Annotated in this window: 13 protein-coding genes; 9 read left to right on the top strand and 4 right to left on the bottom strand. The window is 71.6% G+C overall.

Annotated elements, in window-relative coordinates; translation table 11 throughout:
* The first annotated feature begins 447 nt into the window (after positions 1–447).
* Together HW578_RS14480 and rpmG are read left to right on the top strand one after the other, a co-directional pair.
* A complete protein-coding gene (locus tag HW578_RS14480; protein ID WP_198371258.1) occupies positions 448–1,134 on the top strand; it encodes a DJ-1/PfpI family protein in 687 nt (228 codons plus the stop codon).
* A gap of 259 nt (positions 1,135–1,393) precedes the next feature.
* On the top strand, positions 1,394–1,561 hold the full coding sequence (gene rpmG, locus HW578_RS14475) for a 50S ribosomal protein L33 (protein ID WP_168041378.1): 168 nt from the start codon (positions 1,394–1,396) through the stop codon (positions 1,559–1,561).
* 261 nt (positions 1,562–1,822) lie between these two features.
* On the opposite strand, the gene HW578_RS14470 is transcribed toward rpmG, so the two are convergent.
* The gene (locus tag HW578_RS14470; RefSeq protein ID WP_198371257.1) at positions 1,823–3,196 is read right to left on the bottom strand and encodes a PleD family two-component system response regulator; all 1,374 of its coding nucleotides are present in this window, start codon (positions 3,194–3,196) and stop codon (positions 1,823–1,825) included.
* 119 nt (positions 3,197–3,315) lie between these two features.
* Here HW578_RS14470 and HW578_RS14465 point away from each other — a divergent pair, with 119 nt between their 5' ends.
* Positions 3,316–3,918, top strand: a complete 603-nt coding sequence (locus tag HW578_RS14465) for a class I SAM-dependent methyltransferase (protein ID WP_198371256.1) — start codon at positions 3,316–3,318, stop codon at positions 3,916–3,918.
* Between the two features lie 103 nt (positions 3,919–4,021).
* Here the strand turns inward: HW578_RS14465 and HW578_RS14460 are convergent, their stop codons facing one another.
* Both HW578_RS14460 and HW578_RS14455 read right to left on the bottom strand, forming a co-directional pair.
* Positions 4,022–4,663 carry a VOC family protein gene (locus HW578_RS14460; protein ID WP_198371255.1) on the bottom strand — a complete coding sequence of 214 codons (642 nt, stop codon included), beginning with the start codon at positions 4,661–4,663 and terminating at the stop codon, positions 4,022–4,024.
* Positions 4,664–4,696: 33 nt separating this feature from the next.
* Positions 4,697–5,425 (bottom strand): glutathione binding-like protein, encoded by a 729-nt coding sequence (locus HW578_RS14455; protein WP_198371254.1) that lies wholly within the window; start codon positions 5,423–5,425, stop codon positions 4,697–4,699.
* A gap of 126 nt (positions 5,426–5,551) precedes the next feature.
* Between HW578_RS14455 and HW578_RS14450 the strand changes: the two genes are divergently transcribed.
* A complete protein-coding gene (locus tag HW578_RS14450) occupies positions 5,552–6,268 on the top strand; it encodes a DapH/DapD/GlmU-related protein (RefSeq protein ID WP_456308283.1) in 717 nt (238 codons plus the stop codon).
* Between the two features lie 49 nt (positions 6,269–6,317).
* Positions 6,318–6,698, top strand: coding sequence for a VOC family protein (locus HW578_RS14445; protein ID WP_198371252.1), 381 nt, complete (start codon positions 6,318–6,320; stop codon positions 6,696–6,698).
* 185 nt (positions 6,699–6,883) lie between these two features.
* On the opposite strand, the gene HW578_RS14440 is transcribed toward HW578_RS14445, so the two are convergent.
* Positions 6,884–8,068, bottom strand: coding sequence for a pyridoxal-phosphate-dependent aminotransferase family protein (locus tag HW578_RS14440; protein WP_198371251.1), 1,185 nt, complete (start codon positions 8,066–8,068; stop codon positions 6,884–6,886).
* Between the two features lie 148 nt (positions 8,069–8,216).
* On the opposite strand from HW578_RS14440, the gene HW578_RS14435 reads away from it, so the two are divergent.
* The 4 genes from HW578_RS14435 to HW578_RS14420 all read left to right on the top strand — a co-directional run.
* A complete protein-coding gene (locus HW578_RS14435; protein ID WP_198371250.1) occupies positions 8,217–11,129 on the top strand; it encodes an FAD-binding and (Fe-S)-binding domain-containing protein in 2,913 nt (970 codons plus the stop codon).
* Entirely contained in the window at positions 11,126–11,698 is a 573-nt protein-coding gene (locus HW578_RS14430) for a DUF924 family protein (RefSeq protein WP_198371249.1), read from the top strand. The genes HW578_RS14435 and HW578_RS14430 overlap by 4 nt, the downstream gene beginning before the upstream one ends.
* Before the next feature lie 367 nt (positions 11,699–12,065).
* Complete coding sequence (locus HW578_RS14425) at positions 12,066–12,815, top strand: DUF1194 domain-containing protein (RefSeq protein WP_198371248.1); 750 nt, start codon at positions 12,066–12,068, stop codon at positions 12,813–12,815.
* Between the two features lie 179 nt (positions 12,816–12,994).
* Positions 12,995–13,278: FAD-dependent oxidoreductase (locus HW578_RS14420; protein ID WP_198371247.1), on the top strand; the 284-nt coding region annotated here is incomplete at its 3' end.

The following is a 13,278-nucleotide window of genomic DNA, read 5'->3' as shown; positions in this document are numbered from 1 at the left end:
CCGTTGGCCGAGGCTGAGGCGATCCGCGCCGCGTGCCCGGCCGGGGACGCGCGCGAAGGGGATGTGCCGCTGGCCCGCGCCCTGGCGGCCGACCCGCTGGCGATGGCGGCGGCGCTGGCGCGATAGGGGTAGGTCCCGAGATCGGCTGGTCGGGCGGGAGTGCGCTCATGCCTGGGACCGGCCGGGCTGGGGCGCACCGGGCCGAAGCCCCAGGCGCGTGGCGGGTCCCTGGCCCGACCCAGCGCGGTCCCGGGCCGCGCGTCCGTCGCCTCGGGTCGCCCCCTGCCCGCTCCGCTCGCGGCCGGTGCCTTGAGGTTCGGCACGCCCGCTCGCATCCCGGTCCTTGGAGATCGCCGGGGGTTGCATCATTCTCGTTCTCCGTGCCGGGGCTATCGGAGGCAGTGCCGACGGGGGCGATCGGTGGTGCGGACCGAGGAGACCACCGTCATGGCCCATCTGAACATCGGCAGCGTGATCTTTCCCGACATCGACCAGGTCGACCTGAGCGGCCCGCATGAGGTGCTCTCGCGCCTGCCGGATTCGACCTGGCGCCTCTATGCCCGCAGCCTGAATCCGGTGACGGACATGAAGGGGCTGCGCTTCCTGCCGGACGCGACGCTCGAGGACGCGCCGCAGCTCGACGTGCTGCACATTCCGGGCGGCTTCGGCGTGGACGCCGCGATGCAGGACCCGGTGCTCATGGCATGGCTGCGCCGCCAGGCCGAACGCGCGCAGCTGGTCTTCACCGTCTGCACGGGGGCGATCCTCCTGGGGGCCACCGGCCTGCTGCGCGGCCGGCGTGCCACCACGCATTGGGCGAGCCATCACCTGCTGCCCCTGCTCGGCGCCATTCCCGTGGACGAGCGCGTCGTCGAGGACGGGCCGTTCGTCACCGCGGCTGGCGTGACATCGGGTTTCGACGGCGCATTGCGCGTTGCGGCGCGCCTGCGCGGGGAGGACGTCGCGCAGGGAATCCAGCTGTACATGCAGTATGATCCGGAGCCGCCCTTCGCGGCCGGCTCGCCCGGCAAGGCGCCGCCGCGCGTGGTGCAGATGGCGCGCGATGCCTTCGCGCCGGTGGTGACGCAGCGCGAGGCGGCCTTGCGACGACTTGCGGCGGCGCTGCCGGCCTGACCCCCGGCGAAAGGTCCCGCGCCGTCATCCGGGACCGCGAGGCGGGGGACCGGCGCCGCCATCCCGGCCGCGCAGCTGAGGGCGCTCCCTGGGTCATCACGGCCCGCCCGCCGTGGCCGTGCCCGGCAGGACCGCGACCGCCGGCGGTTATGCGCCGGTCATGCGCAGACCCGCCCGCACTTGACGCCACCGCGCCGATCGCTAGTTTCCCGTCCCTCGCGCCCAGGGTGGCTTCGCCCGCGGGCCACGGAGTCGTGACATGGCCAAGTCGAACACCATCCTCATTCGTCTCGTGAGCAGCGCCGATACCGGCTATTTCTACGTGACGAAGAAGAACACCCGGACGATGACCTCCAAGATGGAGAAGAAGAAGTACGATCCGGTGGCGCGCAAGCACGTCGTCTTCCGCGAAGCCAAGATCAAGTAGCACCTGCGGGGCCGCATGGCCCCGGCTGCATGCGACAGGGCAGCGCCGCACGGCGGAGCGCCCCGCGTTTCTCCTGGCTGTGCTCGCTCGCCTTGAATCAGCCGGCGCGGCGCCGGGCAATTCGACGCGGGTCATCCCCTCGACATCCCGGAATTTTCGCGCGGCAGACCGCGCCTGCCTGGCAGCTGGTGATCTTTCAGGCTGCGAGGCGCCGGGGCGGTTCCCGGCGCGCCGGCAAATCCGGCCGGGACCGTGAGTGCCCTACTCCGTCACCGCGCTCCAATCCGCCGCCGTCGCCGCCTCCACCCGGTTACGGCCGCGTTCCTTCGCCCGGTACAGCGCCGCATCGGCAGCCGCGATCAGGCGGTCGGCGCCGACCGTCCCGCGCGTGATGGCCGTCCCGATGCTCACCGTCACCGCCAGCATCACCCCGGGCACCGCGATCGGGCGGTCGGCGACGGCGGCGCGCAGGCGCTCGGCGACGGCGCCGGCCTCCTCCTCCCCGGCGCTCGCCATCACCACCATGAATTCCTCGCCGCCGTAGCGGGCCACGATGTCCACCGCGCGGAGGTGCTCGCGCAGCGTGTCGGCCACCGCCTTCAGCGCCACGTCGCCTGCGGCGTGGCCGTGGCGGTCGTTCAGCGGCTTGAAGCGGTCCACGTCGATCAGCAGCACCGCCACCGCCGCGCCGCTGCGCAGCAGCCCGTCGAGGTGCCGGCGCACATAGCGGCGGTTGCGCAACCCGGTCAGCGCATCCGTCACCGCCAGTTCGAGAGACCGGTCGAGGCTCTCGCGCAGCAGGTCCTGGTAGCGGCGGCGGCGCAGCTGGTTGCGCACCCGCGCGCGGAGTTCCGGCGGGTCCACCGGGCGCATCACGTGGTCGGAGGCACCGAGGTCGAAGGCGCGCAGCACCGCCTGGCGCTGGTCTTCCGCCGCCAGCAGCACGAGCGGCATGTCGCGGGTCTCGGTGCGCGCGCGCAGCCGCGAGGTGAGGCGCAGCGCATCGCCGCCGGCCAGCGGCAGGCTCAGCAGCGCCAGGTCGTGCATCTCATCCTGCAGGCGTTCCCAGGCGGCCTGCTCGTCCGGCGCGTGATCGAGCAGGATGCCGTCGGCGGCCAGCGCCGCGCCCACCGCCTCGGCCTCGGCCGCCTCGCCGCCGGCCAGCAGCAGCCGCGCGCCGAAGAAGCCGTCCTCGGGCATCTCGGTCGATTCGAAGCCCATGTCGCGGGCGGTCTCGCCGCGGATGCGCCAGGCGTCGAGCACCTGCTTCACGCGCAGCAAGGCGCGCAGCCGGGCAAAGAGCAGCGCGGTGTCGACCGGCTTCGAGATGAAGTCGTCCGCCCCGGCCTGCAGGCCGCGCACGCGCTCGGGCTGCTCGGTCAGGGCGGTGACCATGACCACCGGGATATGGGCGGTGCCAGGCTGCGCCTTGAGGCGGCGGCAGACCTCGTAGCCGTCCATGCCCGGCATCATGATGTCGAGCAGGATGACATCGGGCGCCCAGGCGGTGCTGAGCGCCAGCGCCTCGGGCCCGGAGGCGGCGAGCGCGACCTCGAAATACTCGGCGCGCAGCTTCGCCTCGAGCAGGCGCAGATTGGCCGGCACGTCATCGACCACCAGCACGCGCGCGGTCACGCGCAGCCCCCCGCTCGGGCGCCATGGAACGGTAACTGGCCGGGATGCCTGAGGCGACGTATCAGCGGCGGGGCGATGACAACCCTTTGATTCGTCATCATTTCGTCACGGAGGGATCGATGTCGGGACTGACCATCGGCGATGGCGACAGGCAGACGCGGAGCGGTGGCGGCGTAGGGCTGTTCCTGCGTCGCTGGCTGGCCAATCCGCTCCAGATGGGCTCGGTCGTGCCGTCCTCGCCGGCGCTCGGGCGGCGCATCGCGGCGCTGGTGGAGCGCCGCGGCGACGAGGTGGTGGTCGAACTCGGCGCAGGCACCGGCGCGATCACCCGCGCCCTGCTGGCCGGCGGCGTGCCGGCCGAGCGACTGGTGGTGGTCGAGATCGTGCCGGACATGGCCGAGCACCTGGCCCGCGCCTTCCCCGGCGTGACCGTGGTCCAGGGCGACGCCTTCGCGCTGCCCGAGGCACTGCCGGCCGCGCTGCACGGGCGCGTCGGCACGGCAATCTGCGGCATCCCGCTGGTGCTGCTGCCGATCGCGCAGCAGCGGCGCTTCGTCGAGGCGGTGGAGGCGGTGGCGCCGGGCCGCGGCTTCCTGCTGTATACCTACTGCATCACCTCGCCGCTGCCCTGGCGCGGGCTCGGCCTCACGGCGCAGCGCGAAACCTGGACGCCGCTCAACCTGCCACCGGCCAGCGTCTGGAGATACCGTCCCGCGGCGTGAAGCGCGCATGCCACTCCTCATGCAACGCGACGGAGCGCGCGCTCCGGAACCATGCTACAGGTCCTGCATCGACGGAAGATGAACGGGCGGCGCCCCGGGCGGATCATGCACTCGTGAGCGTGACCTCGCGCCCATCCCGGTGGCGCAGCTGGACCACCATGCGCGGATGGGGGCTCTGGCGGACCTTCACGGCATCAGCGAGGCCGCGCTCCGTGAGCGCGCTGCGCAGCGCCGGGGCATCGGGGTGTTCCGCCTCGATCGACACCAGGCGCCAGCCGGAGTCGCGGATATGCCTGCCGGCACGCTCGCCCTCCCACTGGATCAGCGGCGGGATCAGGTTGTCCATGTCCTGGCGCTGCGGCGGGAAGGCCATGCGCCAGGCGAAGTTGCCGCGGCTCATGGCCTTGATCTCCCCGGCATGGGAGGCTCCGAGGCGCGCCACGACGGCATCGAGCGCGGGGGTCGAGGCGACATAGGCAATGAGCCGCGGCTCGGCCTCGAGCATGGTGCGCAGCGAGGGGTCGTCGAGGTCGAAGGGGCGCGGATGCGGCGGTTCGGGCTGCGCGGGATCCGGGGCGATGACCTCGAGATAGCAGTTCGCCCCCATGCCGAGCAGCATGTTGTGCGTGCCCACACCTGGATGCGCGCCGCCCTTCGACGGCTTCACACCCAGCATTTCCTCGATGTAGCGCGCCCCGTCCTCGAGAGTGCGGGCGCCGATGACGATGTGGTCGATCTCGGCCATGGGATTCCTGGCGTTCCTGTTGGTTGGCGGCGCCTAGCGCACCGCGAACTGGGTCTTGCCGAACATGATCTCGCGTTCCGCGTCCGTCATGGTGCCGCGGCGCTGGTTCTCGGCCAGCACCGCCACGCCGCGCATCACCGCCGGTCGGGCGGCGATGGCATCGTGCCAGCGCGCCACGTTCGGATATTGACGGAGATCAACGCCGCGGCGGTCCGGGTTGCGGATCCAGGGGAAGGTCGCGATGTCGGCGATGCTGTAGTCCGGCCCGGCGAGGAAGGCGCTCTCGGCCAGGCGCTTGTCGAGCACACGGTGCAGGCGGGCGACCTCGTTGCTGTAGCGTTCGATCGCGTAGGGGATCTTCTCGGCCGCGTAGTTGGCGAAGTGGTTGTACTGGCCGAACATCGGCCCCACGCCGCCCATCTGGAACATCAGCCATTGCAGGCAGGTGTAGCGCGTGGCGGGGTCGGAGGGGATCAGGGGCAAGCCGGCCTTCTCGGCCAGGTAGATCAGGATGGCGCCGCTCTCGAACAGCTTCAGCGGCGCACCACCCGGCCCGTCGGGGTCGACGATGGCGGGGATGCGGTGGTTGGGCGTGATGGCGAGGAATTCGGGGTGGAACTGTTCCCCCTTGCCGATCGCGACAGGGATGATGCGCCACGGGAGGCCCTGCCCGGACTCGGCCAGTTCCTCGAGCAGGATGTGGACCTTGTGGCCGTTCGGTGTGGGCCAGGTCCAGACCTCGATGGGCGGGGCATCGGGCATCGGCGTCTCCTTCGGTGCACCGACGATGGACGAGGCGGCACGGGGCGCGCAAGTCGCGGGGGGGCGTGACGATTGCGCGACATCGCGACGCTCCGCCGCAAGGCCGGGTGCGGCGCCGTGGGGCGCATGCGGATGGCGCGCCCGGCCATCCGCATTGACGCGGCGCGGCGGCGCGCCTGTCCTCGGCCGCCCCCCGCACGGAGCACCGCCATGGACCACCCGCCCGCCCGCCCCAAGATCGCCGAGACCGTGATCCACCCGAGCGTGCGCCTGCGCGAAGCGGCGATCGGGCGCTGCTGCGAGGTGCTGGAGCGGTCCTCGGTGGAATATGCGGAGCTCGGCGACTTCTCCTATCTCGGCCATGACTGCCAGGTGGCGGATGCCACCATCGGGAAGTTCTGCGCCATCGCGGCGCATGTGCGCATCGGCCCGCCGAACCACCCGATGGACCGCCCCGCCCAGCACCGCTTCACCTATTGCCCGGAATACTACGACGCGACGCAGCGGCGCGACGCCGGCTTCTTCGCCGCGCGCCGGGCGGACCGCGTGACCATCGGCCACGATGTCTGGATCGGCCATGGCGTGACCGTGATGGCGGGTGTCACGGTGGGCGACGGCGCGGTGCTGGCGGCGGGCGCGGTGGTGGCGAAGGACGTGGCGCCCTACAGCATCGTGGGCGGCGTGCCGGCGCGCCCGATCCGCGACCGCTTCCCGCCTGCGATCGCTGAGCGCCTGCGGTGCATCGCCTGGTGGGACTGGCCCTTCGAGACGATCATGGAGCGCCTGCCGGCGTTCCAGTCTGACGACGTGGCCGCCTTCTGCGACCGCTGGGACCCGGGTTGACCGCGAAGGGCGATCGCGCACGCTGCGCGGCGCAGAACGGGAGCGCGCCATGCCGGCCGACTACGCCATCACCTTCTTCTACTACCCCGACATCGCGACGGTGGCGCCATTCTACGAGGACGTGCTGGGCTTCGAGTTGGTGCTCAACCAGGGCATGGCGCGCATCTACCGCATCGCCGGCCGGTCCTATTTCGGCATCGTGGACGGCACGCGCGGGCATCTGCGCCACCAGCCGCGCAGCGCCGTGCTGCTGACCATCGTGGCCGAGGACGTGGCCGCCTGGCATGCGCGCCTGGCGGCCGCCGGGGTGGCCGCGCTGACGCCCATCCAGCGCGGCACCTATTGCGAGCACTTCTTCTTCGAGGACCCGGCCGGCTACGCGATCGAGGTGCAGCGCTTCCACGACCCGAAGGTGGCCGCGCTGTTCTAGGTTCGGATGGCGGGCCGATTCAGACCTTCGGGGCCTTCGCCCCTTCGGTCATCGGGAAGCTCCACGCCTGGCGGGCCGATTCAGACCTTCGGGGCCTTCGCCCCTTCGGTCATCAGGAAGCTCCACGCCTGGCGGGCCAATTCGGACCTTCGGGGCCTTCGCCCCTTCGGTCATCGGACCGCGGCTCAAGCGTTGCCCGAGAGGTAGTCCATCGCCGCCTGCACCCCGCCCGGGCTGTGCGGCACGCCGGCGGCGCGCAGCCCCATCTCGACGCCGCCCAGCGTGCCGACCAGCTGCAGGTCGCCGAAATCACCCAGGTGGCCGATGCGGAACACCCGGTCGTTGAGCTGCCCGAGCCCGTTGCCCAGCGACATGTTGTGCCGCTCGAGGATGGTGGCGCGCAGCGCATTGGCGCTGTGGCCCTCCGGCAGGCGCACCGCGGTCAGCACGGAGGAATAGTGCCGCGGCTCGGCGCACTGGATCTCGAAGCCCCAGTGGCGCACGGCGCGGCGCGTCGCCTCCGCGTGGCGGTCGTGGCGGGCGAAGACGTTGTCGAGCCCTTCCTCGAGCAGCATGTCCACCGCGGCATCCAGGCCGTAGAGCAGGTTGGTCGCCGGCGTATAGGGGAAGTAGCCGGTCGCATTGGCGGCCAGCATCGGCTGCCAGGCCCAGAAGGAGCGCGGCAGCTTCGCCGTCTCGGACGCCTTCAGCGCCTTGGCGCTGACGGCGTTGAAGGACAGGCCCGGCGGCAGCATCAGCCCCTTCTGCGAGCCGGAGACGGTGACGTCCACGCCCCACTCGTCATGCCGGTAGTCCATGGAACCCAGCGAGGAGATGGTGTCCACCATCAGCAGCGCGGGGTGGCCGACGGCGTCCATCGCACGGCGCACTTCCTCGATGCGGGAGGTGCAGCCGGTGCTGGTCTCGTTGTGCACGACGCACACCGCCTTGATGGCGTGGGCCTTGTCCTCGCGCAGGCGGGCTTCGATCTGCGCGACGTCCGCGCCACGGCGCCAGTCGGTCTTCACCAGGTCGGTGACGATGCCGAGGCGATCACCCATCTCCTGCCACAGATGGGCGAACCAGCCGGTCTCGCACATCAGCACGCGGTCGCCGGGGCTGAGCGTGTTGGCGAGCGCGGCTTCCCAGGCGCCGGTGCCGCTCGCCGGGTAGATGATGACATGGCCCTTGGTGCCGAAGACGTGGCGCACCTTCTCGAGCAGCTGCTTGCCAAACAGGCCGAAATCCGGGCCGCGATGGTCCATGGTGGGGTTGTCGATGGCCCGCAGCACGCGGTCGGGCACGTTGCTGGGGCCCGGGATCTGCAGGAAATGGCGGCCGGCGGTGGGCTTGGACTGGAAATAGGCCATGGGACGGGTCCTCTCGTGTCCGGGCTTCATGCCGCGAAGCGGGCCGCCGCGCCAATGAGTTCGGCTTGTGCGATCGATCAGGAGTATCCATTCGTGGAGCATTCGCGCGGGCTATAGGCTCCGCGCCACGCCAGACCAGGGTTGGACCATGAATGTCGTGACCGCGCCGCGCGCCGCCATCGGCGACAGCCGCCTCGCCGAGCGCCTGAGGCGCGAGACGCGGGGCGAGGTGCTGTTCTCCGCCGCCGACCGCGGCCGCTACGCCACGGATGCGTCGATCTACCAGATCGAACCCTACGGCGTGCTGGTGCCGCGCAGCATCGAAGACGTGCAGGCGGCGATGGCGCTGTGCCGCGAGGAAGGCATCCCGGTCCTGCCGCGCGGCGGCGGCACGTCGCAATGCGGGCAGACGGTCAACCGTGCGCTGGTGCTGGACTGCACCAAGCACCTGCGCGGCGTGGTCGAGGTGGACGCGGCAGGGCAGCGCGCGCGGGTGCAGCCGGGCATCACGCTCGGCGCGCTGAACGATGCGCTGAAGCCGCATGGGCTGTTCTTCCCGGTCGATCCCTCCACCTGGCAGCGCTGCACCATCGGCGGCATGGCGGGGAACAATTCCTGCGGGTCGAAGTCGATCCGCTACGGGCTGATGGCGGACAACGTGACCGCGATCGACGCGCTGCTCGCGGACGGGTCGCGCTTCACCTTCGGCGCGCTGCCGGACAACCTCGGCGCCGATGTGCCCGCACCGGCGGCGGAGCTGATCCAGCGCCTGCGCGCACTGGGCGCGCGCGAGGCGGAGGAGATCACCGCGCGCTTTCCGAACCAGCTGCGGCGCGTGGGTGGCTACAACATCGAATCGCTGACACCCGCCGCGCGCGCGGAAGGTCGCGGCAACCTCGCGCGCATCCTGGTCGGCAGCGAGGGCACGCTGGCGTTCTCGGCGGCTCTGGACCTGAAGCTCTGGCCGATCAAGCCGCGCAAGGCGCTGGGCATCTGCCAGTTCCCGACCTTCCGCGCGGCCATGGCGGCCTCTCAGCACCTGGTCACGCTCGACCCCGAGGCGGTGGAGCTGGTGGATCGGACGATGATCGACCTGGGGCGGTCGATCCCGATCTATCGCGCGACGATCGACCGCATGGTGAAGGGCGAACCCGACAGCCTGCTGATCGTCGAGTTCCACGGGCAGGAGGACGCGCCGCTGCTGCGCGTGCTCGATTGGCTCGAGGAGATGATGGCCGACCTCGGCTATCCGGATGCCGTGGTGCGCGCCACCGATGCGGGCTTCCAGGCCGCCATCGCGGAAGTGCGCGAGGCCGGGCTCAACATCATGATGTCGATGAAGGGCGACGGGAAACCGGTGTCGTTCATCGAGGATTGCGCGGTCGCGCTGCCCGACCTCGCGGACTACACGGAACGCCTGAACGACGTCTTCGCGAAGCACGGCACCAAGGGCACCTGGTATGCGCATGCCTCGGTCGGCTGCCTGCATGTCCGCCCCGTGCTGAACATGAAGGACGGCGAGGACGTGCGGAAGATGCGCGCCATCGCCGAGGAATGCTTCGCCCTGGTGCGCGAGTACAAGGGCAGCCATTCCGGCGAGCATGGCGATGGCATCGTCCGATCGGAATTCAACGAGACGATGTTCGGCCCGCGCATCGCCCGCGCCTTCGAGGAGGTGAAGGACGCCTTCGACCCTGCCGCGCTGCTCAACCCCGGGCGCGTGGTGCGCCCGCCGCGCATGGATGACCGCTCGCTGTTCCGCTACGCGCCCGGATATGCCGCGGATGCGGCCATCACGCCGGTGCTGGACTGGTCCGAGCATCCCGGCCCGCTCGGCGGCCTGCTGGGCGCGGTCGAGATGTGCAACAACAACGGCACCTGCCGGAAGTTCGACGCCAACGTCATGTGCCCGTCCTACCGCGCGACGCGGGACGAGCAGCACCTCACGCGCGGGCGGGCGAATACGCTGCGCCTCGCGCTGACGGGTCAGTTGCCCGGCGCGCTGGCCTCGGACGAGGTCGCGGCGGCGATGGCGCTCTGCGTCTCCTGCAAGGGCTGCAAGCGCGAATGCCCGACCGGCGTGGACATGGCGCGGATGAAGATCGAGGTGCTGGCGGCGCGCGCGAAGCAGCACGGCATCGGCTGGCGCGAACGGATCATCGCCACCCTGCCGCGCTGGGCGCGCTGGGCGTCGCTGGCCCCGCCGCTGGCCAATGCGCGCGACAGCATCCCCGGGCTCGCGGCGCTGTCCGAACGGCTGCTGGGCCTGGCGGCGGAACGCTCCCTGCCCCGCTTCGCCTGGGGCGCCTTCCATGACGCGGAACTGCGCGCGCCGGATGGGCGCGAGGGCGAGGTCATCCTGCTGCCCGACGCCTTCAACCGGTATTTCGAACCCGACAACCTGCGCGCCGCCATCCGCGTACTGCGTGCCGCCGGCTACGACCCGGCGGTGGCGCGCCCGCCGCGCGGGATGCGCCCGCTGGATGACGCGCGCACGCTGCTCGCCGCGGGGCTGGTGGATCAGGCGCGGAGGGAGGCGCGGCGCACGCTCGCGGCGCTGTCGGCCTGGACCTCGCCGGTGGTGGGCATCGAGCCGTCCTCGCTCACCACGCTGCGCGACGAATTCCTCGCGCTGCTGCCGGGCGAGCCTGCGCGAGCCTTGGCGGGCCGCGCCTTCCTGCTGAGCGAGTTCCTCGAGCGCGAGAAGGCGGTATTGCCGCTGCGGTCGCTCGAAGGCGAGGCCCATATCCACGGCCACTGCCACCAGAAGGCCTTCGGCGCCTTCCCGCCCGCGGTGACCCTGCTGAAGCGCATCCCGGGGCTGAAGGTGACGCCCATCGCGTCGTCCTGCTGCGGCATGGCGGGGGCCTTCGGCTACCAGGCGGAGACGCTCGGCGCCTCGAAGGCCATGGCGGAACTGTCCCTGCTGCCGGCGGTGCGCGCCGCCGGGCCGGAGGCCTTCATCGTCGCCGACGGGACATCCTGCCGCCACCAGATCGCGGACCTGGCGGGGCGCGAGGCGCTGCATTCCGTCCGCCTGCTGGAAAGGGCCCTGGCATGACCACCCCGGCCGAGATCCTCGCCTTCTGGTTCGCCGAGGGCCCCGACACCTCTCGCGAGGCCTGGTTCAAGCGCGACGACGCCTTCGACACCGCGATCCGCGAGCGCTTCGGCGTGGCGACGGCGGCGGCGCGCGCCGGTGCGCTCGACGACTGGGCCGCGCTGCCCGACGGGGCGCTGGCGCTGCTGGTGCTGCTCGACCAGTTTCCGCGCAACCTGCATCGCGGCAGCGCCGAGGCCTTCGCCGCGGATGCGCATGCGCGGGCCATCGCGCGCGAGGTGGTGCTGGCGCACCGTTTCGACCTGGCGCTGAGCCGCACTGAGCGCGTTTTCCTCTACCTGCCCTTCGAGCATTCGGAGGCGATGGCCGACCAGGATCTCTCGGTCGCGCTGTTCGAGGGGCTGCGCGACGATGCGCGCATGGCGAAGCCGGGCGGGACGATCGACTACGCCTGGCGGCACCGCGCGGTGATCGCGCGCTTCGGCCGTTTCCCGCACCGCAACGCGGCGCTGGGGCGGGAGAGCACGGCGGCGGAGACGGCCTGGCTGGCGGCGGGCGGCGGCTTCTGAGGCGGCCTGCACGGCCCGGGGGGGCCCAGGCCCCGCCATGAGGGCGCCGGGCGAACCCTCCCGGCCCGCACGGGGGACGTCGTGGCGGGCGATTTCTGTTGCGGTCCTGCGAACGGGACGCGTATAGGAATATAGTCAACGCCGCCACTGCGTCCGCGTTGCCTCCTTCCCAAGCATCCTGTCCATTGATGCCCTGGCGATGAGCGTCACCTGGGCGTCTTGCCTGCTGCTTACGCAAAATTGGTCAGAATCATTCACTCTCTTGTTGCGCCGCACAATGCCCTCTGGCATTCCGGGCGCCGACCTTCGGACAGAAGGCGCGAGGAAGGACAGCACCCGACGCACGGCCCCATCGGAGGTGTTCACCATGTCGCGCACCCTCTCCCGCCGCCTGCTCCTCGCCGCCGGCCTCGCCGCCCCGGCCCTGATCTCCGCCCGCTCCGCCCGCGCCACCGAGGAGGTCGATGTCGAGCTCGTGCTCGCCGTCGATGTCTCCCGCTCGGTCGATGCGCAGGAGATGGAGATGCAGATGAGCGGCTACGCCGCCGCCTTCCGCGACCCGCGCCTGGCCGAGGGCATCGCCGGCGGGCCGCTCGGCGCCATCGCCGTCACGCTGTTTGTCTGGTCGGACTGGAACATCCAGCACACGCTGGTGCCGTGGATGCGCCTGGATGGCGCGGCGGCCTGCGCGCGCTTCGCCGCGGCGGTCGATGCGGCCTCGCGCGAGACCTATCTCTACACCTCGATCTCGGGCGCGATCGACTACGCGGCGCGCCAGTTCGGCACGCGCTATTCCGGGCTGCGTCAGGTGGTCGACATCTCGGGCGACGGGGTGAACAATTCCGGACGGCCGCTCGCGCAGGCGCGCGAGGAGGCGCTCGCGAAGGGCATCGTGCTGAACGGCCTCGCGGTGCTGGACCAGACCCCGCAGCCCTCGGCGCTGCTGGCGGGGCTGCCGCCGGTCGACGAATACTACCGCGACCAGGTGATCGGCGGCCCCGGCGCCTTCCTGATGGTGGCGGAGGGCTACGAATCCTTCTCGGGCGCCGTGCGCCGCAAGATCATCCGCGAGATCGCGACCGCACCGGGACCGCGGGTCGAGCGCGCCTATGCGTGACCGCCCGCGGCGTGCTGGACAAGGTCGTCATCGAGGGGCCTCCTGGCGCCATGCTGGCGCCGGCAACGGTCGTAGGGCGCCGCGGCTAGCCGAGGGTTGAATCCCCCGCATGCAGCGCAAGGGCGACGGGTGCTTCCTCACCCACTTGCGCGGCGCGCCAATGCCGCCATACCGGCGGCATGATCGCCATCATCGGCGCCGGCCTCGCCGGCCTCTCCGCGGCCCGCGCGCTCTCGGCACGCGGCATTCCCGTGCGCATCTTCGACAAGGGCCGCGCACCGGGTGGCCGGCTCGCGACCCGCCGGGCCGAGCAGGACGGCCTCCGGCTGCAATTCGATCATGGCGCCCAGTATCTGCGCGCCGAGGGCGCGGGCTTCGCCGCCGCGCTCGCGGCCGCCGGCGCGCAGCCCTGGCCCGATGCCGCGCGCCACGTGGGCGTGCCGGGGATGTCGGCGCTGCCGCG

Origin of the sequence: Roseomonas rosulenta (assembly GCF_016106005.1) — a bacterium.
GTDB classification, from domain to species: Bacteria; Pseudomonadota; Alphaproteobacteria; order Acetobacterales; family Acetobacteraceae; genus Neoroseomonas; species Neoroseomonas rosulenta.
Note: the sequence above shows the minus strand (reverse complement) of the source record. Positions and strands in the feature narration are given on the sequence as shown.

What these genes read in the sequence shown, in the direction of transcription:
- HW578_RS14480 (WP_198371258.1), top strand. Translation starts at nt 448, where the DNA reads ATGGCCCATCTGAACATCGGCAGCGTGATCTTTCCCGACATCGACCAG.
- rpmG (WP_168041378.1), top strand. Translation starts at nt 1,394, where the DNA reads ATGGCCAAGTCGAACACCATCCTCATTCGTCTCGTGAGCAGCGCCGAT.
- HW578_RS14465 (WP_198371256.1), top strand. Translation starts at nt 3,316, where the DNA reads ATGTCGGGACTGACCATCGGCGATGGCGACAGGCAGACGCGGAGCGGT.
- HW578_RS14460 (WP_198371255.1), bottom strand. Translation starts at nt 4,663, where the DNA reads ATGGCCGAGATCGACCACATCGTCATCGGCGCCCGCACTCTCGAGGAC.
- HW578_RS14455 (WP_198371254.1), bottom strand. Translation starts at nt 5,425, where the DNA reads ATGCCCGATGCCCCGCCCATCGAGGTCTGGACCTGGCCCACACCGAAC.
- HW578_RS14450 (WP_456308283.1), top strand. Translation starts at nt 5,552, where the DNA reads ATGCGGATGGCGCGCCCGGCCATCCGCATTGACGCGGCGCGGCGGCGC.
- HW578_RS14445 (WP_198371252.1), top strand. Translation starts at nt 6,318, where the DNA reads ATGCCGGCCGACTACGCCATCACCTTCTTCTACTACCCCGACATCGCG.
- HW578_RS14440 (WP_198371251.1), bottom strand. Translation starts at nt 8,068, where the DNA reads ATGGCCTATTTCCAGTCCAAGCCCACCGCCGGCCGCCATTTCCTGCAG.
- HW578_RS14435 (WP_198371250.1), top strand. Translation starts at nt 8,217, where the DNA reads ATGAATGTCGTGACCGCGCCGCGCGCCGCCATCGGCGACAGCCGCCTC.
- HW578_RS14430 (WP_198371249.1), top strand. Translation starts at nt 11,126, where the DNA reads ATGACCACCCCGGCCGAGATCCTCGCCTTCTGGTTCGCCGAGGGCCCC.
- HW578_RS14425 (WP_198371248.1), top strand. Translation starts at nt 12,066, where the DNA reads ATGTCGCGCACCCTCTCCCGCCGCCTGCTCCTCGCCGCCGGCCTCGCC.